The sequence below is a fragment of the Leptospira haakeii genome (assembly GCF_002812045.1).
Taxonomy (GTDB): domain Bacteria; phylum Spirochaetota; class Leptospiria; order Leptospirales; family Leptospiraceae; genus Leptospira_B; species Leptospira_B haakeii.
Window position 1 is genome coordinate 38579 of record NZ_NPEG01000015.1, and the last position, 24181, is coordinate 62759.

23 protein-coding genes are annotated in these 24181 nt (G+C 40.0%); 10 read left to right on the forward strand and 13 right to left on the reverse strand.

All coding sequences use genetic code 11. The annotated features are described in order from the left end of the window. The first annotated feature begins 25 nt into the window (after positions 1–25). From CH377_RS16995 to CH377_RS17015, 5 genes are read left to right on the forward strand one after another with little or no spacing between them, the layout of a single operon-like run. The gene (locus tag CH377_RS16995) at positions 26–859 is read left to right on the forward strand and encodes a lipoate--protein ligase family protein (RefSeq protein ID WP_100724945.1); all 834 of its coding nucleotides are present in this window, start codon (positions 26–28) and stop codon (positions 857–859) included. A 25-nt stretch (positions 860–884) separates the two neighbouring features. Then, positions 885–2132 carry a serine hydroxymethyltransferase gene (glyA, locus tag CH377_RS17000; RefSeq protein ID WP_100724946.1) on the forward strand — a complete coding sequence of 416 codons (1248 nt, stop codon included), beginning with the start codon at positions 885–887 and terminating at the stop codon, positions 2130–2132. A gap of 30 nt (positions 2133–2162) precedes the next feature. Next, positions 2163–3365, forward strand: coding sequence for an acyltransferase family protein (locus CH377_RS17005; RefSeq protein WP_100724947.1), 1203 nt, complete (start codon positions 2163–2165; stop codon positions 3363–3365). A 13-nt stretch (positions 3366–3378) separates the two neighbouring features. Then, positions 3379–4569, forward strand: a complete 1191-nt coding sequence (locus CH377_RS17010) for an acyltransferase family protein (RefSeq protein ID WP_100724948.1) — start codon at positions 3379–3381, stop codon at positions 4567–4569. A 39-nt stretch (positions 4570–4608) separates the two neighbouring features. Further along, positions 4609–6582, forward strand: a complete 1974-nt coding sequence (locus tag CH377_RS17015; protein ID WP_100724949.1) for a hypothetical protein — start codon at positions 4609–4611, stop codon at positions 6580–6582. A gap of 54 nt (positions 6583–6636) precedes the next feature. On the opposite strand, the gene CH377_RS17020 is transcribed toward CH377_RS17015, so the two are convergent. After that, the gene (locus CH377_RS17020) at positions 6637–7158 is read right to left on the reverse strand and encodes a Pycsar system effector family protein (protein ID WP_100724950.1); all 522 of its coding nucleotides are present in this window, start codon (positions 7156–7158) and stop codon (positions 6637–6639) included. A 197-nt stretch (positions 7159–7355) separates the two neighbouring features. Here CH377_RS17020 and CH377_RS17025 point away from each other — a divergent pair, with 197 nt between their 5' ends. The 4 genes from CH377_RS17025 (at position 7356) to CH377_RS17040 (ending at position 11172) form a co-directional block, all read left to right on the forward strand. Then, positions 7356–7730, forward strand: coding sequence for a cupin domain-containing protein (locus CH377_RS17025; RefSeq protein WP_100724951.1), 375 nt, complete (start codon positions 7356–7358; stop codon positions 7728–7730). Between the two features lie 247 nt (positions 7731–7977). Continuing rightward, positions 7978–8625 (forward strand): hypothetical protein, encoded by a 648-nt coding sequence (locus CH377_RS17030; RefSeq protein ID WP_100724952.1) that lies wholly within the window; start codon positions 7978–7980, stop codon positions 8623–8625. Further along, positions 8618–8878: a DUF8156 family protein gene (locus CH377_RS17035; RefSeq protein WP_100724953.1), complete on the forward strand. Its 261-nt coding sequence runs from the start codon at positions 8618–8620 to the stop codon at positions 8876–8878. The genes CH377_RS17030 and CH377_RS17035 overlap by 8 nt, the downstream gene beginning before the upstream one ends. Beyond that, on the forward strand, positions 8875–11172 hold the full coding sequence (locus CH377_RS17040; protein ID WP_100724954.1) for a DNA polymerase domain-containing protein: 2298 nt from the start codon (positions 8875–8877) through the stop codon (positions 11170–11172). The genes CH377_RS17035 and CH377_RS17040 overlap by 4 nt, the downstream gene beginning before the upstream one ends. Position 11173: 1 nt before the next feature. On the opposite strand, the gene CH377_RS17045 is transcribed toward CH377_RS17040, so the two are convergent. Next, positions 11174–12322 carry a DUF1577 domain-containing protein gene (locus tag CH377_RS17045; protein WP_100724955.1) on the reverse strand — a complete coding sequence of 383 codons (1149 nt, stop codon included), beginning with the start codon at positions 12320–12322 and terminating at the stop codon, positions 11174–11176. A 287-nt stretch (positions 12323–12609) separates the two neighbouring features. Here CH377_RS17045 and CH377_RS17050 point away from each other — a divergent pair, with 287 nt between their 5' ends. After that, positions 12610–12909, forward strand: coding sequence for a hypothetical protein (locus tag CH377_RS17050; RefSeq protein WP_100724956.1), 300 nt, complete (start codon positions 12610–12612; stop codon positions 12907–12909). 40 nt (positions 12910–12949) lie between these two features. Here CH377_RS17050 and CH377_RS17055 read toward each other — a convergent pair whose 3' ends face one another. The 11 genes from CH377_RS17055 to CH377_RS17105 all read right to left on the reverse strand — a co-directional run bounded on the left by CH377_RS17055 (position 12950) and on the right by CH377_RS17105 (position 24094). Then, positions 12950–13762, reverse strand: coding sequence for an Lp29 family lipoprotein (locus CH377_RS17055; RefSeq protein ID WP_100724957.1), 813 nt, complete (start codon positions 13760–13762; stop codon positions 12950–12952). A 69-nt stretch (positions 13763–13831) separates the two neighbouring features. Further along, positions 13832–14644 carry an Lp29 family lipoprotein gene (locus CH377_RS17060; protein ID WP_100724958.1) on the reverse strand — a complete coding sequence of 271 codons (813 nt, stop codon included), beginning with the start codon at positions 14642–14644 and terminating at the stop codon, positions 13832–13834. 58 nt (positions 14645–14702) lie between these two features. Then, complete coding sequence (locus CH377_RS17065) at positions 14703–15101, reverse strand: hypothetical protein (protein ID WP_100724959.1); 399 nt, start codon at positions 15099–15101, stop codon at positions 14703–14705. Positions 15102–15220: 119 nt separating this feature from the next. Further along, a complete protein-coding gene (locus CH377_RS17070) occupies positions 15221–16039 on the reverse strand; it encodes an Lp29 family lipoprotein (RefSeq protein ID WP_100724960.1) in 819 nt (272 codons plus the stop codon). Between the two features lie 155 nt (positions 16040–16194). After that, positions 16195–16719 carry an Lsa16 family lipoprotein adhesin gene (locus CH377_RS17075; protein ID WP_100724961.1) on the reverse strand — a complete coding sequence of 175 codons (525 nt, stop codon included), beginning with the start codon at positions 16717–16719 and terminating at the stop codon, positions 16195–16197. Between the two features lie 11 nt (positions 16720–16730). Then, positions 16731–17954: a hypothetical protein gene (locus CH377_RS17080; RefSeq protein ID WP_100724962.1), complete on the reverse strand. Its 1224-nt coding sequence runs from the start codon at positions 17952–17954 to the stop codon at positions 16731–16733. Continuing rightward, positions 17954–18550 carry a c-type cytochrome gene (locus CH377_RS17085; protein ID WP_100724963.1) on the reverse strand — a complete coding sequence of 199 codons (597 nt, stop codon included), beginning with the start codon at positions 18548–18550 and terminating at the stop codon, positions 17954–17956. Before CH377_RS17085 ends, CH377_RS17080 begins: the two co-directional genes overlap by 1 nt. 10 nt (positions 18551–18560) lie before the next feature. Continuing rightward, a complete protein-coding gene (locus CH377_RS17090; protein ID WP_100724964.1) occupies positions 18561–19112 on the reverse strand; it encodes a DUF3341 domain-containing protein in 552 nt (183 codons plus the stop codon). Beyond that, positions 19112–20479, reverse strand: a complete 1368-nt coding sequence (nrfD, locus tag CH377_RS17095; RefSeq protein WP_024863936.1) for an NrfD/PsrC family molybdoenzyme membrane anchor subunit — start codon at positions 20477–20479, stop codon at positions 19112–19114. Before nrfD ends, CH377_RS17090 begins: the two co-directional genes overlap by 1 nt. 26 nt (positions 20480–20505) lie before the next feature. Continuing rightward, positions 20506–23568, reverse strand: a complete 3063-nt coding sequence (locus CH377_RS17100; protein ID WP_100724965.1) for a TAT-variant-translocated molybdopterin oxidoreductase — start codon at positions 23566–23568, stop codon at positions 20506–20508. Positions 23569–23587: 19 nt separating this feature from the next. Continuing rightward, the gene (locus CH377_RS17105; RefSeq protein WP_100724966.1) at positions 23588–24094 is read right to left on the reverse strand and encodes a cytochrome c3 family protein; all 507 of its coding nucleotides are present in this window, start codon (positions 24092–24094) and stop codon (positions 23588–23590) included. Between the last annotated feature and the right edge of the window lie 87 nt (positions 24095–24181).

A 24181-nucleotide genomic window follows, 5' to 3' on the forward strand; every position in this document is an offset into this window, starting at 1 on the left:
TAGTCCAATAGACTCTGGTCTCGAAGTGAGAACTTTTGTACTAGACCAAAAATCCATCAGGACACCTTATTATAATCTAGCTTTGGAAGAAGCTCTCGCAGTCCAACTAGTACCCGGAGGATATTCCGGTGGGGTTCGGTTTTGGGAAGGACCCAGGTCCATTATAATGGGCCTTTCAGAAAAACCGGAACTAAGCGCAGGAAAAGAAAATATAGAAAACTTCCTGTCTAGATTCCAAAAAAGACCGACTCCCAAAAAACCTTCTATAACAGACCCGGTATATATAGCCAGAAGAGCAAGTGGCGGAGGGACTGTCGTGCATGAGCCTGGATGGAATCTGAACTTCAGCCTTTTCGTTTCCTTAGAAACAAAACCGGAGCTATATCCCGTCTCTAATTCTTATAATATATTCTTAGGCCTAATATCTTCTGCTCTAAACAAACAAGGACTCAAAACAAAATGTAAGGGCAAGTCAGACCTTGCCTTAGAACTATCTCCGGATGTATGGAAAAAAATTTCAGGTAACGCTCAGTTCAGAAAGAAGAACTGCATCGTACAACATGGGACCTTAATCTTGGATTCCAGACTGATCCCATTAGTGTCGGATCTCCTACCGCATCCCCCGGAAGAACCTGAATACAGAAAAGGCAGAGCTCATGATGAATTTGTGACCTCCCTACCTGCCTCTTTTTCGCCCGGAAAATTCAAACAAGACCTTTCCCTTTTATTTGCGGATTATCTGGGGGTTGAAATCATAGGTACCGAAGCAGATCCATCCTTCTTTCGAAACGTTCGCAAGGTGGCAAATCGGCTGTTCCAGGAAAAATATTCAGATCTAGGCTATATTCTGGGAGAATGATTCTCTTAGGCACCACGAGGAAAAAATGAAATACCTTCCCCAACAAGACCCCGAAATTTTCAAAGCCTTACAGGCAGAAGACCAAAGACAGGAACAAAACCTGGAAATGATCGCTTCTGAAAACTTCGTGTCCAGACCAGTTTTGGAAGCTTATACTTCCACTCTTACCAATAAATATGCGGAAGGGTATCCTGGAAAAAGATATTATAACGGATGTGTAAACGCGGACGCGGTAGAGTCTTTGGCGATCGAAAGAGCTAAAAAGATCTTCAAAGCGGAATACGCAAATGTTCAGCCTCACTCTGGGGCACAGGCAAATATGGCGGTTTTTTTGGCCACTATGGAACCGGGAGATTCTTTTTTAGGAATGAATCTGGCTCACGGGGGACATTTAACTCATGGTTCTCCTGTAAATATCAGCGGAAAATATTATAAACCGATCCCTTACGGTGTAGATCCTAAAACTGAGACAATCGATTACGATGCTCTTGCATCGCTTGCAAAAGAACATAAACCTAAACTGATCGTTGCAGGTGCTTCTGCATATTCCAGAACGATCGATTTTGATAAGTTCGCAGAGATCGCAAAATCAGTAGGCGCAAAACTTATGGCAGATATCGCGCATATCTCCGGGTTGGTAGCAACTGGCTATCATCCTTCTCCAATCGATAGTTTTGATTATGTTACCACTACCACTCACAAAACCCTCAGAGGACCAAGAGGTGGATTAATTCTTTCTAAATTAGAAAATGAGAAAGTATTAAACTCCAGAGTATTCCCTGGGATCCAAGGTGGACCTTTGATGCACGTAATCGCAGCAAAAGCAGTGGCGTTCGGAGAAGCTTTAACTCCTGATTACAAAAAGTATATTGAAACAGTACTCGCAAACGCCAAAGTCCTGGCAGAAGTTTTCGTAAAAAGAGGATTCAGAGTAGTAAGCGGTGGAACTGACAACCACCTAGTCCTACTAGATGTATCCGTAAAAGGTTTAACCGGGGCGAAAGCAGCGGACGGATTGGACGAAGTCGGGGTCACAGTGAATAAAAACGCAATCCCATTCGACAAAAACCCTCCAGCAGTTGCTTCCGGAATTCGTTTAGGAACTCCTGCGCTTACTACCAGAGGTCTCAAACCTGCTGATATTGAAAAAGTAGGAAACCTGATATGTGATTTCTTGGACAACCCTGACGACGAAAAGACCAAGGAAAAAGTCAAGGCTGGAGTGAAAGAAATCACCCAACAATTCCCAATGACCAATTTCAGATTGGATTAATTTTTTAACTTAACGCATAAAGAGAGCCCTATGAAATTTTTTTCTTATATTACGGAGAAGCGGGACGAGGAATACCCTGCCCTAAACGGAGTCCGAGCTATCTCCATTATGATGATCATAGGGCTCCATATCTGGATTGGGGCGAATCATTTTATCCCTAATATCCCTTATCTATTGGATACTGCTCTTAAAAACCTTACTGCAGGAATCGACTTATTTTTTATATTAAGCGGGTTCTTAATTTACGGAAATTTACTAAAAGAAAAAGTAAAGTACGGAAACATAAAACTATCCTTTTTTTATATCAAAAGATCTCTTAGGATCTTCCCTGCTTACTATTTTTTACTCTTAGTCCAATATCTCAGTATGAGAGGAATGTTAAAGTCCCTGAATGCTGCAGAAAATTTAGATGCTTCCAAAACCCTTTTAAAACAGGGTTTGACCGAAAGTATTTCCTACGCATGGGCCGATATATTCTATATTTCCAATTATACAAAAGGAAGATTATTCGATTACGGATGGTCTTTGTCGATCGAGGAGCAGTTCTATTTAATACTGCCTCCTTTATGCGCATTACTCTTCTTTAAAATTTCGGATTCCACAAGAAGGATCCTGCTTGTAGGCCTCTATTTTATACCGGTCATATTAAGAGCGGTTTATTCCCAATTCGATATTTTACCTACACATATCATATACACTCACAGCGAGACTAGATTCGATTCGCTTATTGCGGGAATGTTATGTTCTGAATTTTTCCTTTCTTCTCATTATTCCAACTTTTTCCAGAAAAAGCCGATCCGTTACGCAGTGCTTTCCGTCTCCGTCATTCTTGCGGCAATAGGCTTTCTGACAGAGAAGACTGCACTCACTCAAATTTACGCTTACAATTGTTTAAATCTTGGTTTTGCGGGGATCGTATTAGTTAGCCTTTCCGAAAATTCATATATTGGTAAATTTTTAAGCTTTTCTCTATTTCGTCCTATCGCCCGGGTGAGTTACACAATGTATCTTTGGCATCTATACCCGACCTCCGCAGCTATCTCGATAGTTTGTGGAACAGTAATACAATCCTTAAGTTACTCCAGAACTTTCGCCACTTTTATAGTCGCGGTATTATTCACTTTCTTATTCTGCACCATTCTATTCTATTTGATCGAAAGACCTTTTTTAAAACTTAAAGACAAATGGATTGTTCGACTAAAAGCCAGATCAGCAGCTTCAACACCTAACTAATACGGTAAAATACATGCTAAAATACTTATTTGCTAAAAATGATGCAGAAATCCCCTCACTAAATGGCCTAAGAGCCCTCTCCATATTCATGGTGATTATTTTCCATCTTGGGACCGGAGCGGGAAAAGTTCTAGTCTCCGATGAAGAGATATTAACCACCATTATCGTAAACTTACAATCCTCAGTAGATCTATTTTTCATGTTAAGCGGGTTCTTGATCTACGGCGGGTTATTAGACGAATACGGAAGAAGTTCCAAAATCGACCTAAAAAAATTCTACTTAAAACGTACTTTCAGGATCATACCCGCATATTATATTTGTCTAATTGTTCATTTTATACAAACCAAAGCTGCCTATAAAATAGGCGAAAAAATGATCTCCCCTTCTCCGGAAATTCTGGTCATAAAAGAAAAATTAGCAAACTCCCTTGCAAATTCCTGGACTGATTTTTTATATATTTCCAATTTTTTCCACGATAGATTATTCTCATTCGGCTGGAGTCTTTCCATCGAAGAACAATTCTATCTAGTCGTTCCTCCCCTATGCTCCATTCTTCTTTTCAAACAAAAGGCCGAAATGAGAAGGATCATATTGGTCGTGCTATATTTTGTCCCGATGGTTATCAGAGGTTTCTATTATCATTTCGATTTTACGGCAGATTGGACCAGCTTTCATACTGAATCTCGTTTTGATGCAATCATTGTCGGAATGCTACTGACTGAACTTGTAAGATGGAAACCTGAGTTCCTAAAAAACACGAGTCTGACAAAAAACTTAGGTTTTTCGATCGGAGCCGCGTTATCTCTTTGTATCGCACTTCTGATGAGTAGAACAAATATAAATTCAATATTCATTCATACGTATTTCCAATTTAGCTTTGCTGTTTTATTCATTGCATGTTTACTGGAGGGAAATTTCTGGAATTTTATATTCAGATCACGCTTCTTCACTCCGATAGCTCGCACAAGTTATACAATGTATCTTTGGCACGGAATGTTTTTACTAGCTGCCCTTCGTTTTATATTCAAGAATAATCTTCCATCCGGATTGGAGGCTGGCCCTTACTTACTTCTTGGAGTTTATACAGTATTATTTGTTTTTGTTGTTTGTGTTCCGATTTTTTATATTACAGAAAGGCCATTCCTGGCAATTCGAGATTATATTCTAAAAAGAATGAAAAAGAAAGAGCTCCCAGCCAAGTAAACATCTTGACTACTTTATAATTCTATTTAATATTTTTGCATGTTCATATTAGGTCAGGATTCCGGAAACCCCATCCTGATTTGGCCAGAGTTCTCTTGGGCTCCAGTTATTAGCGGAGCGATCTTTTTAGCCCTTCTATTCACCGTAATCTATGTATTACAACGTTATCTACGTAGACAAAACAGTCTCGCGTTAGAGCATAGAGCAAAGATCGTATCCAAACTACAGCTCCACCATTTTAATTCCAAAGATACGAACCTATTCCATACATTTTTAGATCAGGTTGATAACGCAGATCTAAAACGACTGGCGGAAGATCCTTCTTGGTATCGAAAATATTTCCTTCCTGAGTTTTTACAGTTCCTTGCGGAACAAAGTAATCTTCCCGCCTGGAAAGACATATTGATCGTACATGCATTAGATCATCTGATGGAAGATCATAAGGCCATCGCCAAAAACTTTATCACCGCTATCTTAGAAACGGATTCCGAGGAAAGATTCCCTGCCTTATTAGGTATCCAAGAACTAGATGAGAATTCTTTAAACAGAGCGATACGTGCCAGGATTTATACTAAAAAAGTAGGAGCCACATTCGCTCTCACAAGATACGAAAGAATGCAGATCTTAGTTCCGGACGAGAACAAACAATGGCTCAAATCGGAAGCGATATTGATCTCTCAAGAAGGAACAAATCTTACCCTACAGATCAAAACAACCCCAGAATTGGACGATAAAAAAACAGAAGAATGGGCCGAAGCTCCTAAATCAAGCCCTGCCGGACCGGCACATCCTGGCAGCATACCGGACGAATATGTAAACAGTCTGGCTCAAATATTAGAATATTCCGGCCTTCATCCAAGCACTTGCGAAGAGATCACTCGACTCGTTCAAGCATACAAAGAACACCCGGGATTGATACGCAGAAGACATAGACAAGAAGATTATAAAATATTAATACGTTTATACAAAGTTTGCTTTATAAAATTCCGATCTCAGACCACAAATGTCCCTAAACCAGTATTACTATTTATACATTTTTTCTTTTTGGAAGAAGGTTTAGTCTCCGCAAAGAGACTCCAGGATCTGGAATTCGCAATCACCACCCTAAAATCCTCAACAACTGATCGCCAATACCAGGAAGTGAAACTTTCAGTTCATCTTTTGCCTGATTGGTTAAATCTAATACTCGCTGGTAAAAAGAATCCTTCCCAAAACCATATGGGACAAACCTACGATCAGGTACAAAAATCAAATCTTCGCTGGAACCAAGAAGCAGAAGCGAAGAATATTATGAATAAAGAATATCTTTTGCACATTCTGGACTGGGAACTGGAAAATATTCTTTATATGGGGCTCTTAGGAATTTCCTTAAACCCGAATTTCGCTTATCCAATCTTATCCGAAGACCAATTCTACGGAGCAACGGAATCCAATCTGACCTTTCCAAGCAAAATTCTATCAAATGCAGAAAGAGTTCTAAAAATAGATACAAGCATCTTCCATAGAGAAGTAAGTGTGATGTCTCATGCCGACCCAAGTAAGACAGATCAGTATAGAAAAGAATTTTTTGCCGATTGTATCCTTCTACCTTATAGCGGTAATCGAGGAGTGCTATGGCAGGAAACAAGTGTAGGTAATCAAGATTACAGTAGACTATTATTCCCAGTTGTTATGACTGAGAATGCCACATTAGTAGTTACGAAAACTTTAGGCGAATTCCGTTGGGAAACGGAAAGAACTATAAGGGGTAGAAAATGGAAGGATCCGATCCCAGCTTCCCTTACCTCAGAGTATTATGCTTATTTGGAAAATTTCCAAAAGAATCCGAACTTAACCGTAGAAGCTAAAAAAAGAATAGAGCAACAATGGACAAAAGTCGGAAAGAATATCAAGGACATGTTTAGCATTGATTATGCCTATTGGATCCTTCTCGAAGCCGAAGGAAAGCCCAGACTCAATCGAGTCGTCAGGGAAATCTTAAATCGATTTGTGCCTATTCAAATTAAGATGTGAATTATAAAAGGTTTATCTTTTATAATTCTTTCAATCCTTTATAGAAATATAATATTAAAGAATTCCTTTAATTTCCAGGAATATTAAGACCATAGAAGAAGTAACACCCACTAAAAGACAGCGGTAACTCCATCTCAAATATCTATATTTTGTAAAGTATAGAGATTTCCCTAATTGGTATAGGTCTCTAGTTAATGCTTCATACAAAGAAGAATCTTCCGAAGCGATCTCTTCCATCTTATTCATAAATTCATTTTCACTCATAGGAGCAAAATGCCCGAAAAACAAAGGATTCGATTTACCGTTCTTTTTTTGTTTGAATGTAGGCATCACTGCAAGTATTGCCAAACTTGCTGCAATTACGATAAATACCATCAGGGTCAGTAAGCCTGTTCTATAGGTGGGCCTTTGGACATATCCCAAGGAAAGTGAGAGTATTACGAATGAGGCAGCGATCAAAATATTCGCCTTTTGATCAGCCATTTGACTAAGCTGAGAATGATGCTGGTGAACGGTCCTAAAAAGATAATCTACGGCAGAACGTGCACGGACCGTTTTGAAATGATCTGATTCCATATATTTCCAAGGATTTTGGGAAATTTTTTAAGACAAACATAAATTCCAATTCGATAGCCTTGTTTGATCCGTTTAAACTCTGCCCAAGCCATCATTCCGTATAGCATACATTAATCATGCAATAACAGATAAATTCTTTTCTTCCTTAACTTACGGCCAGAATACGGAAACTGAATTTTAGTATAAGGTAAAAAGCCATGTCAAAACACGTAATGCAAAGAGGAAGTTTGAATTCTCCGAACGATGTAGTTCGTTTCGGTTTGATTAAAAAAGAAGAAGTAGTTTTAGACGGTGTCATCGTGCACAGGGTAACTTTTGACGTAGGTGCAAAATGGTCGAAGGATCTAAAACCAGTTGCTGGAACGGAAAGTTGCCTGCTCCCGCATGTCGCCTATGTACAATCCGGTAAATTACATGTAGTAATGGACGACGGAAGCGAGGACGAATTCGGCCCGAATGATATCATGCTGTTACCTCCTGGACATGATGCTTGGTCCGTAGGAGACCAGCCTTGTGTGTTCATAGAGTTTTCCGCCGGAGGGGATATTTACGAACACAATCATCAACATTGAAACGAAAGCGGAATTTTGTTCTTATTCAAAATTCCGCTTTTGATCACTAATCCAAGAAGAATATTATAAATTTTTAATATATTTCGTAAATCCGGTTCGCACTGATACAGGATAGTATAAGATCACAAAATTATGTCGGAATTCCGACATAATTCGGATTTATAGTCCATAGACTAAAACCCTCTTTTTGGAATTCCTACACTCCAAATCACTTTACATTTTTTAACATATCATTTATATAGTATATATGTATTTAGGTCCCCTGGAGGGTTTCCAAGACCAGTTATTTCGTCCGGTCCTAGGTTGGAATAGGGACAATATTGGGCTTTTAACAGGAAGACAGGGAATCTATAAACTAGCGCTTCGTTGGGAATACGCATTTGCGGTTTCCGGATTCCAAGTTTTTAATTTGGACTGCGCCATTCGTTTCGATGTGTTTACCATTACGGAAGAGACCAGAAAAAGAAGAGTATCCCCAGAGGCTCTTTTAGAAAAAATTTTGGTCCAGAGAGCATTCACTCCTTATCAGATCTTGGATTCCTTGAGGGAGATCTATTCTTCGACAAAAGAAAATACGATCTATTTCATTTTAGCTCCCTGCAAACAATTCTTCGATGGAGATGTTCAGGATGATGAAGGTCTTTTCCTTTTGGAAAAATTGGTTTTATTATTGGAGCGTATGCGTTCCAAACAGATCCCGATCGTTCTTGTGGAATCCACTAAATACACTCATCCCAACTTTCAAAAAATTTTTCCCAAGTTAGTCGAGCTCTCCGAAGATCTTTGGGAGTTAAATGTGGTAGAAGGTCATTCTTATCTTAAGATCAGAAAAGCGAAATCTATGTACGAGATCGGAACAGATCCGAATTCTAAACAGGAGTTTATTTATGGGTAGGACAGTTATTCCATACTCTAGGCAAATGCAGTACATCGATGCCAGCCTTGGGCAATACAGAAGAGGATTGCGTAAACCGGATCAGGAAATTTTTGACGAATTGATCCGAACTGCAAAACTCCAGGTGCAAGCAGGAGTGATGGCCTCTTCTCCTTATCCAATCGATATCATGCTTCTTACAATGATGATAGATCTAAAAAAAGAAATTCTCAGATTGAAAAAAGAATTGGAAACTTTTCGGAAATCGGAATGAACCTCCAAACTGCCAAAGGATATTTGTTCGACGTTTATCATGCGGAGGACATTGTATATCTATGGTTGAAAAACGAAGAAGGCGAATCCCAGCTCTTCTTGGATAAATTTAATCCGATCATTTATGCAAGAGGAGAAGCTGATGTACTTAAAAAATTAATAAAACGCCTTTTCGAATTGGATGCGATCCAAGATATTCCTGTTTACGAAAATAGAAATCTATTCTATGAAAATAAGACTGTTCCTGTCCTAAAAATAATCATCACAAAACCTTCTATCCTACCTAAGATCAGCCGTAAATTATATGCCTTGTATGGAAAATTTGAGATCTATCATTCTGATCTGGATCTTCCTACTAGCTATATGTTCCAGAAGGGTTTGTTCCCTTTATGTAAAATGAAGATTGATTATACGGAAGATCCTGGGGCAAAAAGGATCGTAAATGTCAAAACAGAGGATTCTCCCTCTGAAATGGATTACGAGGTCCCCAAATTCAAAACCTTACATTTGGAGCTTAAAAAAAGTCATAGGATCAATATAGAAAACAATCCTTTGATAATTCGAACTGATACAGATTATTATGAACTATCTGGAACAAATCCCAGAAGATTATTAGAAAAACTAGATATACTATTAAGGGAAGAAGATCCCGACATTCTTCTGACAAGATATGGAGATCAGGTCATTCTGCCCTACCTATTCTACCAATCCCAAAAACAGGGATTTCTACCTGCATTAGACAGGGATAGGACAACCCCTATCCGAAGGAATATCAGCACCAAGGGAACTAGTTATTTTACATACGGAAATATCGTGTTCCGTGCACCCTCTTATCCTCTATTCGGAAGATGGCATATAGATTCTAAAAACAGCTTCGTATATAAGGAAGCTGACCTAATGGGAGTCGTGGAACTAGCAAGACTCTCCAGACTTCCAATGCAAAAAATGGCAAGAGCATCCACAGGAAAAGCACTCACTTATATAGAAACGGATGTAGCTTTAAGAAGGGGCTATTTAGTTCCTTGGCAAAAAAGTGCGGTAGAAGCTCCTAAAACGGCTCTCCAATTATTGGAGGCAGATAAAGGAGGTTTAGTTTTCCAACCGGATATTAGTCATGGAAAAACCGCAGAGAATGTTGCACAATTGGATTTTGCTCAGATGTATCCCAGCATCATGGCGATGCATAATATTTCCCCCGAATGTGTAAACTGTCTATGCTGCGCCGATGATGAAACAGTCCCAAAGGCTCCGGATATAGGATATCGTATATGCGATAAACGTAAAGGAGTCGTTTCAGAAGCTTTAGAACATATAATAGAAAGAAGGACTTATTATAAAAAACAATCCAAGATCACTTCAGGACGTTTATTAGAAGACTATGAAGCGAAACAAGCCAGCTTAAAATGGATGTTAGTTACTTCGTTCGGATACTTGGGATATAGAAATGCAAAATTCGGAAGATTAGAAAGTCATGAAAGCGTAAACGCATTCGGAAGACAAAAACTTCTGTTAGCAAAAGAAACTGCGGAAGAATTCGATTATGAGTTCGTTCATGCAATCACCGACAGTATATTTATTAAACGTTATGATTCTTCTCCTTTAAGCGCGTCCGAACTAGACTTTTTATGCTTAGAAATACAAAAGCGAACTGGGATCAAAATGGAAGTGGACGGTGTTTACACCTGGTTACTTTTTCCTCCTTCCAGCCAGGATTCAGAAATGCCTGTGGCGAATAGGTATATGGGAAGATTCCAATCCGGCAAATTAAAGTGTAGAGGAATAGGAGCCAGAAGAAAAGACCTCCCTAGTTTTATTACAAGTGCGCAATATGAAATGTTGGAATGGATGAAAACCAAGGTCAGGATCCAAGATCTAAAAAACTCCGAATCTGAGATTTTATCCATCTATCATAAATACGATTCCATGATTCGACAGAATTGTATCTCTCCCGAAAATCTATTACTTCTCAAATCCAGCTCCCGGGAATTGGAAGAATACGAGGTAATGGGAGCTACTGCGCTCTCCATGATGAAATTAAAAGATTTCGGAATGGATGTGCAGGCTGGAGAAAAAATAAAATATTTAGTATTGAACCAGAAATCAAAAACAAAGGATAGAAGATACATGCCGGAAGAAGAGTTACAACTCTATCCAAACAAGATCAAAAAAACAGGTTTTGACAAAGAATATTATAGAAAAATGTTAGTTGGGGTTTTTAGAGAAGTCTGGGCGGAATTTGCTTCTTTCAAGGATTTTGATTCCCTGATAGATCCCCAGGGAAGATTCGACTTCTAAATTAAAGTGCACCCTTTTGCATTAATTCTAAATTCTTAATGTATCTGTCTCTTTCCCCAGGGTGATCCGATTTACTCTTAAACTCCAAACCCAAAATCAAATGTTCATCCTCATCCTTACTCCACCAACGGATCGTTCCAGAAACAGTCAACGGAGCTTGCATTTTGAACAATACATCGAAAACAAAATCTTCCTGTTTAGGCAAGGTATCCATTAAATTCGGATCGTGAATTTTTACCTTAATTCCTTTGGCAGAAGCATCCAGGATTCTGAATCTTTCGATTGTTTTGATCGTATTCGATTCCTTGATCCTACCTACAACTTCATCAGAAAGCCTTCCTAATTCTTCCAAATAATCTGAACTGAGTTTTTTATCCCTACTTTGGATCCAAATATACCCGATCGGAATCAAATCGTTTGAATGATTTTTATAGATGATTGGACGAATCAGTTCTGAAACTATTTTTTGATCCTTAAATTTCCGAACGACCGAACCAATATCATCATCAATCTCTTTAGTGTAATTCAATCGATCAGGGTTCATTGCCGTCATATAGGATTCGGTATTTTGAGTATCTTCTAAAAGTAAGGATTTACGGGTCCGTTTTACTATCTCGAATTTTCTGTCCAGACCGGGTTTAAAAGCATCGATCACTATATTATCTGTGCTGTTCTTTTTGAGGCGGTTTTTATAATCTTCGAAATTGACCTTAACCAAAGTTGGAATATTGAACATATTTGCATCAATTACTGTCTTCGAAGAAACTACGTTCGTAACAAAAGCTTTTCCGTTAGGCACTAAGATCCTAGCACTCTCACGATTCAACTTCGCAATTGCCAATCTTTCTACTTTTAGAAGATAAAGGTCTTTTTCTATTTTTTGAACGAGGATACAATCAAGCTCAATAAATTTTGCGAGGATTTTATATAACGAAACCTTATTGTCTCCACTTTCTTCCAATCCATCTTGAACATAGATAAGGACTTTTTCGTCTTCCTCCATATACTTTTTGATGGTCGCCTTTTTATCAAAAGGATCCACCTTAAAAGTAAGTTCCTGATCTAAGAGATATTTAGTAATTACATGTTTTTTTTGATCCTTAGAAACGATATAATCTAAAGCTCTGGAATTCTTCTCAAAATATTGCATAATCCGACTAGACTTCTTTTAATAAGCGAATTGATTCTTTCCGAATTAACCGACTCACAATTTATTCTTGGAATGTCTTTCGTTTTCGATTTTTTTCAGGCAAAATCGCCTTCTTTTGGAAAAAAATTCTTACCTAACTTTATCCATTAGGGAATGCTCGCCTCGACTAACGTATCCCTCAAACGAGGGAAACGTGAAAAGTCGGACAAAATCCGCGAAAAATTAATCGTTGACTATCGTTCAATTTGGAAATAAATTATTAATTCAATTTTGAGTCTGGGGAATATATGAAAAAACTACTTATTGTTCAGCTTCTCATCTTAATCCTTTCTGCTCATTCCAAACTTGGTCTTTATGCGGATGGATGTTATATCTGCGGTTCGGGTTCTAGTTCGAACTGTAGAGACTATTGCAGTTATTCAGGCTCGGATACTTCTGAAAGCCGCAAAAAATGTGAGAAGTCCGGATGTAAGATCGGCGGGACAGCAAGTTGTCCGTCTGCTGTTAATTACAAAGTTTGTTCTGCTTCTATTTTCGATTCTCCGATCGACAAGAAAACTATCCTCGCATCCCTTCTCGCTAAATAGCTTCTAATCCCGGGGACCAAACCGCCCCGGGTGTCTTTTCTCATTTTAAAGTATTTATATAATCACTTAAGTCAGAGCTGATCTTAGAAGAACTTGCTTCGAATACCATAGGTGGATTCGTTCCTAATGTAGGGCTAAACATCCCGAGGCAGCTCAAACTTCCAATCCCACATTCCTTAGGATTCGGAGAGATCCATAAAGCTCTCCAAACAGAATAATTATTATCATATTCGAGTTCTTTGAGTAAATTTAGGTTTTTATCATATACCAAAACCTTTGTATTAGCGACATACGCCTCGTAAGAAGGCAAGATCCCTAATGTTACCACACTAAATAAACTGGAGAAAATAGTTACAAAGTTCAAACCTACATTTCTTGTTTTTTCAAAAACGGGATAATGTAGTCCTACGATATAATAATCATAAGGAAGATTTTTGAAAGAATAAGTATAATGATCCTCTGTTTTCGAGATCTCTAAAAACTTTTCCAGTTCTCTGATCCCGGTAGGACCAGTCACTTCTAAGAATGATTTTACGAATTTAGAAACTTTTTCGGAAGATAGATCTTTTCTAATTCCGTTTGGTTTGTTCTCCCCTGGAATAGGAAAACTTCCTCCAATAGGTTCTTTGATCGTCCGAGAATAGTGATCTGAAAGCGCTTCAAAGTCCACAGTCCCGTCGGGGTTTTTTAGCTTAGTGGATTTAAATGTATTAAATCCTAAATAAGCGATCCTGAATTTTTTATTAGGTTGTTTTGCTGGAATTCCGAGATCCCCAGTATGGGTAAGGGAATATCTGGAGGCGCAGGAATTGAATAGAAGGAAGAAAAGAATGCTAAATAAAATCAAACGCATTTCAAAACTCTAAACAATTCCCGACTAAGTTGCCAGTAAAAATTTATCCAACAAAACTAAGTTTTGGATTTATTTGAAAATAACTGACTCGATATCTTTCTCAATTGCAGGAATTTGTCCTGAGTAAATATGCTCATCCCTATTCGATCTCATATTATCCCCTTGAAGACAACGCAAAAATTCACAAGATTTAGATGCCGGCATCCAAAGAGCAGATATTTCAGTGTATCTATTATTATAATCAAAACGTTTAAGTTCGTTCAAATTTTTATCATAGATAATTACAGTAGAGTATGCTTTTCCTTTTCCGACATATGGAAGCACTCCTAATGTAAAGAAAGAGAATGGAAAAGAAATGATGTGAAAGAAACTTTCATCTTCAGCACTTTCAGCAAAAGCGGGAAGATGGATCCCTATAACATAATAATCAAATTGATGATCTCTCAGAAAATAATCATATTCTTTTCCGCGGGGAACAACATGAACATATTTGTTCATCTCTTTCAAACCTGACTGACGAACCGAATCTAGATAACTGAAAACGAAATTACGAACTTTTAGTGAAGGAATATCTCGTCTAACTTGATTCACATTTGCAAGTTCATCAGAACCAAAATCCCCATATGGAGGGTCTGTCAAAAAACGAGCTCTATCATCTAAACTAGCAGTATATGTTCGTCTCCTACCGTAGGAAGCAGTTAACTCTTCTTTGAAACCCATAAATCCGATGTAAGCAATCTTTGGCTTTTTATAATTTTCTGGGAGGGTTTTGCGCACATAAGGCTCAGCTAATGTCGGATAAATCCTAGTACTACAGTTAATAAAAGGAAGTCCTAGTGATACTAAGGAAAGAATAAATAACTTTCTAAAAAGATTCTTCATATGGCGAATGACGTTAGAAAGCCAGATAAATTCGGCAAGAAAAATTTAAGGGTTTTGACTATCGTCCTTCTTTCGAACTCGCCAAAATAATACAACAAGCAGCGATTATTAAAGTGACAGGAGTGAACACAGTTGCTTCCGTCGCATTCAAAGAGAATATATTTCCTATAGTATTCAATGAAAAGACTGCAGCCATAATCCAAATTGCGATCCGGACGACTCGCTCTGGCACAGGGAGTTTGATATATTTAGAATCTAGCGCAATGACTATTAAAAAGATAGAATTTAGAAGAATGGAAATCGATTCAAAAACGATCATCTGCTCCCAAGTCTCCAATCTTCCTCCCCACACTATGGAAAAAGGAACTGCACCTGATATGATGATCGTGTGAAAAATTATAGAACAGGAAAAGAATAGTAATAATAGGATTTTAGCAATTTTACGGATCAGATTCATTTTTCTAAACAACTCCCTAATAAATAAGAATGGATCGGATCCGTCATTTTATTTTTTAGATTTTGCACATTAGGCTCCATTTAAAAAACGATCGAATGGAGCCCAACTATCTACTTCTACTAATTTGAAGAAACAAAATTCGAAACGTCGGATTCCACTTGTGGAAGTAAGTCACGATATACAAATCCCGGAACCGCTTCTCTTTGTTTCGGCATACAGGTCGTCCTTTCGGAGCATTCCGCAGGATAAGCGGGGACCCACAAAGAGCGCAATACAGTATAGGAAGCATTGTATTCCTTTTGCCAAACTTGATTTAAATCTTTATCATACACTTTAACATCGATGGTGGCATCTCCCCATTGGAATGCAGGAAAGATACCCAAAGTTACGATGGAAAACAATATACTAAATAATTGAGGGAACGCTAATGCTGCATTCATGTTTTCAAATGCTGGACCTAAAGCACCGACCACTATATAATCCACGTCCAAATTTTTAAGATGAGGAGTATAAGAATCCTTTCCATCCTCAGTCTTTTTACCGTCTTTCACCGGCTCAATCACATGGATCAACTCTTCGGTTCCGGACTTTTTAACTATAGAAAGGTAATCCGAAACGAATTTTAGTATTTTCTCTTTAGGCACATCTTTGCGTAGCCCATTACTTTTTAAAGTATGAGCAGGTTGAGCAACAGTTTCCGATAAGGAGAGACGTTTACTTTTATCCAAAACTGCCGTATATGTAGTCGTTCTACCGGAAACATTCGAAACGAAAGAACGAAACGGAACAAAACCTATATAAGCTATCTTAACGTTCTTCTTCAAAACAACCGGAACAGTTACGCTTTCATCCGGATATTTCACGAAATAATGCGCGTTACATCCAAATACCCCAAACAGGATAATCACCAATATCAGATTTTTTTTATATTTAATCATCTACAGACCTCGAGCGATCTATAAATGACATTTGCGAAATGTTTAAAAGAAAAAAATACCTTAGAGAGTGAGGAAGATAAAAAAAAATCCCCCAACGAATCAAATTCGGAGGGGGCTTTGTGAATTTTGAAACGGATAAAAGAACGTTCTTTCTTTTACTTTTTCAGCTCAGGTGCCAGATCTGCCAGAGGAACCTTATCTTTCGGAAGGTTTCTGTAGATATCATATTCGAAACCATCAGCAGATCTTCCTTTCGAATCAGGTCCTGCATTAGGATCGTTTTTATGATTATATCTGTCTCTGTCCTCTCTATCTAAGAAAGGTTTATAATCAGAACGGTATCCCCATTTAAAAACGGAATCGTCCGGATTCTGAGCGACTACCAAACAAACCGGGTCTACCCAACCTTCGTTTTTTTCGGTCTTGATACGAACCAATTTTTTCGCGATGTAGTAATGATTTCTGTAATCATAAACCTTTACTACAGTTCCAACAGGAAGGAATTCCACAGGAACAGGATTGGATTGGTCGTCGGAAAGAATTCCGACTTTAGGATCCAATTTACCTTTTTCTAATGTAGGGCAGTTAATATTCCCTACGATTTGAGCGGTGTTGGAGCAAGCTCCCAAAGCGAGAGCTGCAATTCCGAGGATCGTAATATTTAATGCTAATTTTTTCATGATCCTTTTCCTTATTGGTGATGGTGTAAAGCGTCTTCCAATCTCGGATCTCCCACCGGGATCAATGGAGCTTTTTCCAATCTTTTCAGAACTACCAGACCGAATAATCCGATCACTCCTACAACGGATCCTAAAGATACCAGGTATCCTCCGAAGGAGAAGTCCACGAAATTAGCAGGGTATACCAACCAGAAAATCTCCGTAGCCTGAGTGAAGATAACCCAAAGAGCAACTTTCACTAAGAAATCGATGTCTCTTTTGTTCGGACGATTTAATAGAAGTAAGAAAGGAACCGCGAACTTGATCGCAGGCAATGCCAGAGTCAGGTATTCCCATCCGCCAGTCAGTCTTTGCTCATAGAAGAAAGTTTCTTCCGGAATGGAAGCATACCAGATCAACATGAACTGAGAGAAACCAACGTAAGCCCAGAATACTGTGAAACCGAGAAGGAATTTTCCTAAGTCATGGATATGGTTTTCGTTCACCAAGTTTCCTAAAAATCCTTTTTTCTTCAGGTAATACGCCATGATTATGAAAGAAGAAAGTCCTGCCTGGTAAGCTCCTGCGAAACAATAAACTCCGAACATAGTAGAGAACCAGTGCGGAGTAAGGGACATGACCAGCATAATAGAAACTAAGGAGAATGAAAGTGCGAAGAATATGATATATCCTCCGGCTAACTTTGCGCTGAACTGAGTATGTTTAACGTCTTTGTCGCTATCTTGGGTTACGGATTTCTTATAGAAAAGGTATCCGAACGCAGACCAAGCTGCTCCTAAAACAACCACCATCACGGAGAAAAATCCGATGTTCAAAAGCGGTTTTTTATGTTTAAGAAGTTTATCAGCTTCTACCACTTCTGCATGAGTCCACTCATATAGATCATGAGCCCCAAAGATCAGAACTAAAAGAAGGACCGTTGCAACCGGAACGAACAATCCGTAGGTTTCGGAAATTCTACGAAGAGTTACTGGCCAATGAGCACCAGTGATATGTGCCAAAGAGGTAAAGAATATCCCTGCAAGTGTAATTCCTAAAATGAAGAATACACCAACTAAGTATGCGGACCAAGCCGGATTGGAATGACCACCTTCATGACGAAGTTCTGGATGTCCAAGACCGAAAGCCGCAAGACCAATACTTGCCAATCCTACTAGAATCATTCCAACCAGAGCGTTTCTGGTTTTGGAATCCAACTTAAAGTTGATTAAGCTTTGTTCTACTTTAACTTCCATTATTTACCAGCCGTTCTGTTGTCGTATTCTTGTAATTTACGAACATATAATATGATTTTCCAACGATCCTCGGAAGGAACTTGAGAAGCATAACTTTTCATTGCTCCTTTTCCTTCGGTGATGATATGATAGATCTGTCCGTCGGAATAACCTTTAGCGCTCGCAGATGTGAGTGCAGCCATCGGGCTTCCGTCAGATTGAGCCATATTCAAACGTGGAGCTGGACCTACTACGGTTCCATTTCCTTGTCCTCTAACACCGTGACAAGGGCTACAATACGTTTGGTATTTGATCTCCCCTTTTTGAAGAGTAGCCAGATCTCCTTTAATAGGATTCGCAAGTCCCTTATTAGGAAGAGCATCCAGAGATTGTGTCCAACCTGCATACTCGTAAGGGAAATATCCTTGAGGAACTGCTCCTACAGGAGGAAGGCGTAAGGAAGTATTGTTCGGAAAATTAGAGTCCGCTTCCTGAGCCTCTCTTGCTGGAGAATCAGCCATATCAGGCATGTACTCCATAGGAGGAGTCTTAGACTCGCAGTTCCATAGAATCAAACCTGCGAGAGAAAGAGCAAAAATTCTTTGCAGTGAAATCATCAAAATTCTCCTATTTCACCGTCTCGACATGTTTAGAGCCGAGGCCTTTGATAAAGTCGGTCACTGAACCTTCAGAATAATTCGCGGAATTGGAAGGGATCCAAAGTGCGAATTTGTCGGTTGTGATGTCCGGATGTAAAACTTTACGACCGGTTCTTGGAAGTTTAGCCAGGAAGAACAAAGCTGCAGCTGTGGAAAGTCCAGCCATGAACACTGTAAACTCGAATGTGATCGGAATATAAGCAAACCAAGCGTTGAAACTTTTTCCGGAGATATTGATCGGCCAATCGTATTTATGAGTTAAATACTGCATGGAGAAACCAACAGTGCATCCAAAAATTCCCATGAAGAAGGTTACCCAAGGAAGTCCGGAACGAGGAAGACCCATCGCGTCATCCAATCCGTGAACAGGATATGGAGTAAAACAATCGAAGTTGGTATAACCCTTCTCCTTTGTTTTCTGAGCGGCGTCTATGATCTGAGCAGGAGTATCGAATAATCCGAAAACTCCGTGTTCTGTTTCTTCGAAAGTATGAAACTGTTCTTTCTTAGGAGTATACATTAATGATGACCTCCATCTTTATGAGGCATTACTGTTTTCACTTCCGCGATTGCGATTACTGGAAGTAATCTACAGAAGAGAAGGAACATAGTGAAGAAGATACCGAAGGTTCCGAGTAACATCATGAAGTCGTAAACTGTTGGAATGTATTTATCCCAACTGGAAGGTAAGAAGTCCGCGTGTAATGTCATTACGATCACGAAACGTTCGAACCACATACCGATGTTTACGATGATGGAAACGATGAACATCACAGGGATGCTGTTTCTAAGTTTTTTAGACCAGAATACCTGAGGAGCAAATACGTTACAGCTGAACATGATGAAGTATGCCCATCCGTAAGGACCGAATGCTCTGTTTACGAAGGTAAATCCTTCGTATTCGTTTCCTGAATACCAAGCCATGAAGAACTCAGTGGAGTAAGCAAGACCCACGATCAAACCGGTAACCATGATCACTTTGTTCATGTTTTCCAAGTGTTTCATGGTGATATAATCTTTCAGTTGGAAGACTTCCCTTGCGATTACCATCAGAGTAACCACCATCGCGAATCCGGAGAAAATCGCACCGGCAACGAAGTAAGGAGGGAAGATCGTAGTGTGCCATCCAGGAACGATGGAAACCGCGAAGTCGAAGGATACGATCGTGTGCACCGAAAGAACCAGAGGTGTAGACAATGCAGCGAGGATCATCGCAACAGTCTCTAAGTGAGACCACGCTTTGTTAGATCCAACCCATCCGAAGGAAAGAATATCATAAACTTTTCTACGAAGAGGAGTAGTAGCTCTGTCTCTCACAGCTGCGATATCCGGGATCAAACCGATATACCAGAAAACAAGTGAGATACTCAAGTAGGTGGAAACCGCGAAAGTATCCCAGATCAGAGGAGATCTGAAGTTCACCCAAAGAGGTCCTCTTTCATTCGGATAAGGGAATAACCAAAATCCCATCCAAGGACGTCCGATGTGGATGATCAAAGTAGATGCAGCAGTTAATACCGCGAAGATGGTCATTGCTTCTGCAGCACGGTTAATACCAGTTCTCCACTCTTGGCGGAACAGATAAAGAACCGCAGAGATCAGAGTTCCAGCGTGACCGATACCGATCCAGAATACAAAGTTTACGATGAAAAATCCCCAACCTACAGGATTGTTAATCCCGAGGATATAAAGACCTTCGTATACCAAGTATCCGATGATACCTAAATCGATTACGGTAATGGTAAGAGCCAGAATGAAAGCCTTCCACCACAGAGAAGTGGGGAAAGCTTCGACCGGCTTGAGGATATCCTCGGTAACGTCACGGACGGACTTGCCGCCAGTGACTAAGGGTTGGATATCCAGGGCTTCTTTGATTGCGTTAGGTATAGACATAGCGCTTTAATTACTCCGGATTAAGCTCTTACCCTGGTCAGATATGCGACCTGGGGACCGACATTTAAATACTCGAGAACTCGGAAAGATCTAGGATCCGCACTAAGTTTGGAAACCTTAGAAGTCTTATCGTTGGTGTTACCGAAGCTGATCGCGTCTGCAGCGCAGCTTTGCTCGCAAGCACAACGAACTTCTCCGTCTTTAAGAGTTCTGCCTTCGTTCTTGGCATGGATTTTAGCCTCTGCGATTTTGTGAGCGCAGAAGTTACATTTTTCCATAACCCCTCTACCACGAACCGTAACTTCAGGATTGAGTCCGAGATATCTCGGAGTTCTGGATCCTTTTTCGGCTCCGGTATCGTTATACCAGTGCTGAGCCCAGTTATAACGACGAACTTTGTAAGGACAGTTGTTAGAGCAGTAACGAGTTCCAACGCAACGGTTATAAACCATGTCGTTGATCCCTTCAGAACTATGAACAGTCGCCATTACAGGACAAACAGTCTCACAAGGAGCGTTATCACACTGTTGGCACATCATAGGCTGGTGAGCGATCTGTAGATCTTCCGGCTTTTCAGGATCACCGATATAGTAACGGTCGATACGAAGCCAATGCATCTCGCGACCCACTCTAACTTCGTCTCTTCCTACTACCGGAATATTATTCTCTACTTGGCAAGCGATGACGCAAGAACCGCAACCGGTGCAAGCAGTCAAATCGATAGCCATACCCCATTTGTAACCAGGGTATTCATGCACCGGATTTGCTCCGACTGCGTAGACCATCTTACCGTCTTTTTTGATTTTAGGAATTTCGGATTCTTTAACTCCGGAAGCTGGATTCTTTTTCCATTCTTCCAAAGAAGTAGATTGTACCAAAGGACGATCTTCGTATCCGAAACCTGGTGATAAAACGTGGTGGTGTTGGGTGCAAGCAAGCTTGTAAGTTTTACCGGTCTTCTCGAGGGAAGTTACGGAAATTCCAGAGAAGACTCCGTCTTCTGCCAGAACATAAGCGTTCTTACCTACTTCGTTTCCTACTTTACCAGCTGCAGTTCTACCGTAACCAACCGCGATCCCGATCGTATCCTTATGCACACCAGGTTGAACCTGAGCAGGAAGTTCGATAGAACCTTTGGTAGTTTTAACGGAAACCACATCGTTGGATTGGATCCCTTTCTCTTTTGCTAATGCAGGAGAAATAACAACGTAGTTGTCCCAAGTAACTTTAGTTACAGGATCTGGAAGTTCTTGTAATAGAGAGTTATTCGCTGCTCTACCGTCTCCAATGGAGCTTGTCTCATAAAGAGCCAAACGGATCCCAGCTGGATAACCTGCAGGCTTTTTCAAAGCAGCTTTGTTGAAGCCACGAGTAGCGCTTGCAGTTTTTCTGCGATCTTTAGCTCTTACAGTAGTTCCAACTCTGAGAAGATCTTCCCATTTTTGTTTAGAACCCAGTTTTTTGGTCCAAGAGTTCTTTACGTATTCGTAAAATGATTTTTCTCCACCAAGAGATCCGCCTGCGAAAGCGATCAAGCTGTCCTCGAAAGAACGAGTGTTGAATAAAGGACGGATCGCAGGTTGTTGGATAGAGAATATTCCCTTAGTTCCTTCTGAATCTCCCCAAGACTCTAAGAAATGAGTAGTGGAAGCCAGATAGTTAGAAGCAAGTGCAGTCTCATCTGCTCTGTCTGCAAGGCTTACAGTCAATGCAGCTCTATGAAGAAGGTCCTTCCAAGAATCACCAGCTTGGTAAACCAAGTTAGTATCGTAGAGGAATAGAACTCCTACTTTAGTTTGTTTTAATGCTTCAGTAAGTTTGTTTAAATTACCTGAATAATCCGCTAAACCTTCTTTTTTAGGAGAAGCGTAATCAACAGTCTTGCCGTCGTTGTCTAAAGTAGAGTTTAAGAAGTTCACAATGATCTGAAGATCAACAGCTTCTTTGGTAGAAGCAGCCAGACCACCCGCAACAACGAGAGATCTACCTTTGTTTGCCCAAAGAGCTTTCGCTGTTTTACGGATACCTTCTGCGCTAACTCCAAGATCACCAGCGAGACTTTCTACAGTAGAAGTTCCGGTAACATCTTTGGTGTTTGCTCCTAATTCTCCCAAACCTGCAGCGATTGCAAGAGCCAGTTTAGACTGGTCACCAGGACGAATAGGAAGTCTAAGATCCGCGTTCGATCCAGACATAGTAGGAATGGATTCAGCAGCGATGAAGTAGTTAAGATCTTTTGCTCCATCTCTTAGGTTTCTGCGTTTTGCAAAATCCTTTTGGTGCTCTTCAGGAGACAACCATCCACCCATAAAATCGCAATCGATGGACAGGATAGTATTCGCCAATTCGAAGTTATAGTTAGGAACGAGTGCCTTTCCGTAAGAAGCAGCCTGAGCTTTAGAGATCGCATCTTCCGGAGAAGTGATAGAGATCTCTAAATGTTGTCCTCCACCTACTGCTTTTAAGAAGTCAGCGATGATCGCTTTGGTAGAAGGAGAATCAAGAGGTCTTGTTACGATTACAGTGTTACCTTTGTTCTTAGAAAGAGCTTCTTGAACTTTAGAATCCAAAGCGGCCCACTGGATATTCTCCACTTTTCCGCCGGAAACTGCTGCAGGACCTTGTGCTCTATCTGGATCATATAGATCAAAAATAGCAGCTTGTCCGGAAGCACCAAGAGCACCTTGAGAAACAGGGTGATCTTCGTTTCCTTCTAATTTTAGAGGACGTCCGTCTTTAGATCTTACTAAGTAACCGGTTCCATTGAATGCGGTAGCGTAGTAGTATGCTTGTCCGTGTTTTACGAAATCGAAAGTACCTTCGTCAGTTTTCAGATCCACATAAGGAACGATTTTTTCAACAGGTTTGCGTACACAATTTAAGGAAGTCATTGCGACTCCCGCACCCATCAATTTAAGGAAGGTCTTACGATCAAACTCCCCTGACTTAATCCTTGCGATAACTGGATCCGGAGAAGTGAAAAATTCAGAGCGCGCTAGATCCTTCGTTTCTTTTTCGTTATCTTTCAGTTCGAGGGAGAGCCAGTGAGCTTTCTTTTCTTTCTGGAAATTCTTTTTATCCATCTGTTATGCTATCTCCTGATTATCTGTGGCAGGTGGAACAGTCGGTAGGAGCATTATTCTCCCGGTGGCAGTTGATACAGTATCCCATATTCAGGGATGCTACCTGCTTGACCTTGACCATTTCAGCTACGTTGCCGTGGCATTGCGAACAATCCACGCCTCTTGAGATATGGCGAGAGTGATTGAACTGAACATGATCCGGAAGGTCGTGGATTTTCACCCACTCGATCGGTTTGTTGTTCGAGTAACTTTCGCTCAAAAATTTTATATCTGGGCTGTTCTTTGCAACAAGCGAGTGACAGTTCATACAAGTAGAAGTATTCGGAACCGTTGCGTGCGCGCTTGTTTCTACACCAGTGTGACAATAACGACAATCTATCTTATTATCACCTGCGTGAATCTTGTGGTTAAAAGGTATAGGCTGATCCGGAGAGTAGCCTACATATTTGGAGGGAGAAAAAATCAGGTAAGCCACTGCTGCAATAGCAATAAGCGGAACCGAAAGTTTCAAAGCTTTCTTATTCATTCGTGAGAAGTCCCGTGGGTTCCAAAATAAGGTTTGGGAACAAGGATTTTGGCTTCGGTTAAAATTGCAAGTAAACGCGTAAAAACG

Coding starts and splice junctions, on each gene's coding strand:
- CH377_RS17050 (WP_100724956.1), top strand. CDS start 12,610: ATGAAAAAACTACTTATTGTTCAGCTTCTCATCTTAATCCTTTCTGCT.
- CH377_RS17035 (WP_100724953.1), top strand. CDS start 8,618: ATGGGTAGGACAGTTATTCCATACTCTAGGCAAATGCAGTACATCGAT.
- CH377_RS17065 (WP_100724959.1), bottom strand. CDS start 15,101: ATGAATCTGATCCGTAAAATTGCTAAAATCCTATTATTACTATTCTTT.
- CH377_RS17025 (WP_100724951.1), top strand. CDS start 7,356: ATGTCAAAACACGTAATGCAAAGAGGAAGTTTGAATTCTCCGAACGAT.
- CH377_RS17085 (WP_100724963.1), bottom strand. CDS start 18,550: ATGATTTCACTGCAAAGAATTTTTGCTCTTTCTCTCGCAGGTTTGATT.
- CH377_RS17060 (WP_100724958.1), bottom strand. CDS start 14,644: ATGAAGAATCTTTTTAGAAAGTTATTTATTCTTTCCTTAGTATCACTA.
- CH377_RS17100 (WP_100724965.1), bottom strand. CDS start 23,568: ATGGATAAAAAGAATTTCCAGAAAGAAAAGAAAGCTCACTGGCTCTCC.
- CH377_RS17075 (WP_100724961.1), bottom strand. CDS start 16,719: ATGAAAAAATTAGCATTAAATATTACGATCCTCGGAATTGCAGCTCTC.
- CH377_RS17010 (WP_100724948.1), top strand. CDS start 3,379: ATGCTAAAATACTTATTTGCTAAAAATGATGCAGAAATCCCCTCACTA.
- CH377_RS17040 (WP_100724954.1), top strand. CDS start 8,875: ATGAACCTCCAAACTGCCAAAGGATATTTGTTCGACGTTTATCATGCG.
- glyA (WP_100724946.1), top strand. CDS start 885: ATGAAATACCTTCCCCAACAAGACCCCGAAATTTTCAAAGCCTTACAG.
- CH377_RS17045 (WP_100724955.1), bottom strand. CDS start 12,322: ATGCAATATTTTGAGAAGAATTCCAGAGCTTTAGATTATATCGTTTCT.
- CH377_RS17105 (WP_100724966.1), bottom strand. CDS start 24,094: ATGAATAAGAAAGCTTTGAAACTTTCGGTTCCGCTTATTGCTATTGCA.
- CH377_RS17070 (WP_100724960.1), bottom strand. CDS start 16,039: ATGATTAAATATAAAAAAAATCTGATATTGGTGATTATCCTGTTTGGG.
- CH377_RS17090 (WP_100724964.1), bottom strand. CDS start 19,112: ATGTATACTCCTAAGAAAGAACAGTTTCATACTTTCGAAGAAACAGAA.
- CH377_RS17055 (WP_100724957.1), bottom strand. CDS start 13,762: ATGCGTTTGATTTTATTTAGCATTCTTTTCTTCCTTCTATTCAATTCC.
- CH377_RS17080 (WP_100724962.1), bottom strand. CDS start 17,954: ATGGAAGTTAAAGTAGAACAAAGCTTAATCAACTTTAAGTTGGATTCC.
- CH377_RS17020 (WP_100724950.1), bottom strand. CDS start 7,158: ATGGAATCAGATCATTTCAAAACGGTCCGTGCACGTTCTGCCGTAGAT.
- CH377_RS17015 (WP_100724949.1), top strand. CDS start 4,609: ATGTTCATATTAGGTCAGGATTCCGGAAACCCCATCCTGATTTGGCCA.
- CH377_RS17005 (WP_100724947.1), top strand. CDS start 2,163: ATGAAATTTTTTTCTTATATTACGGAGAAGCGGGACGAGGAATACCCT.
- CH377_RS17030 (WP_100724952.1), top strand. CDS start 7,978: ATGTATTTAGGTCCCCTGGAGGGTTTCCAAGACCAGTTATTTCGTCCG.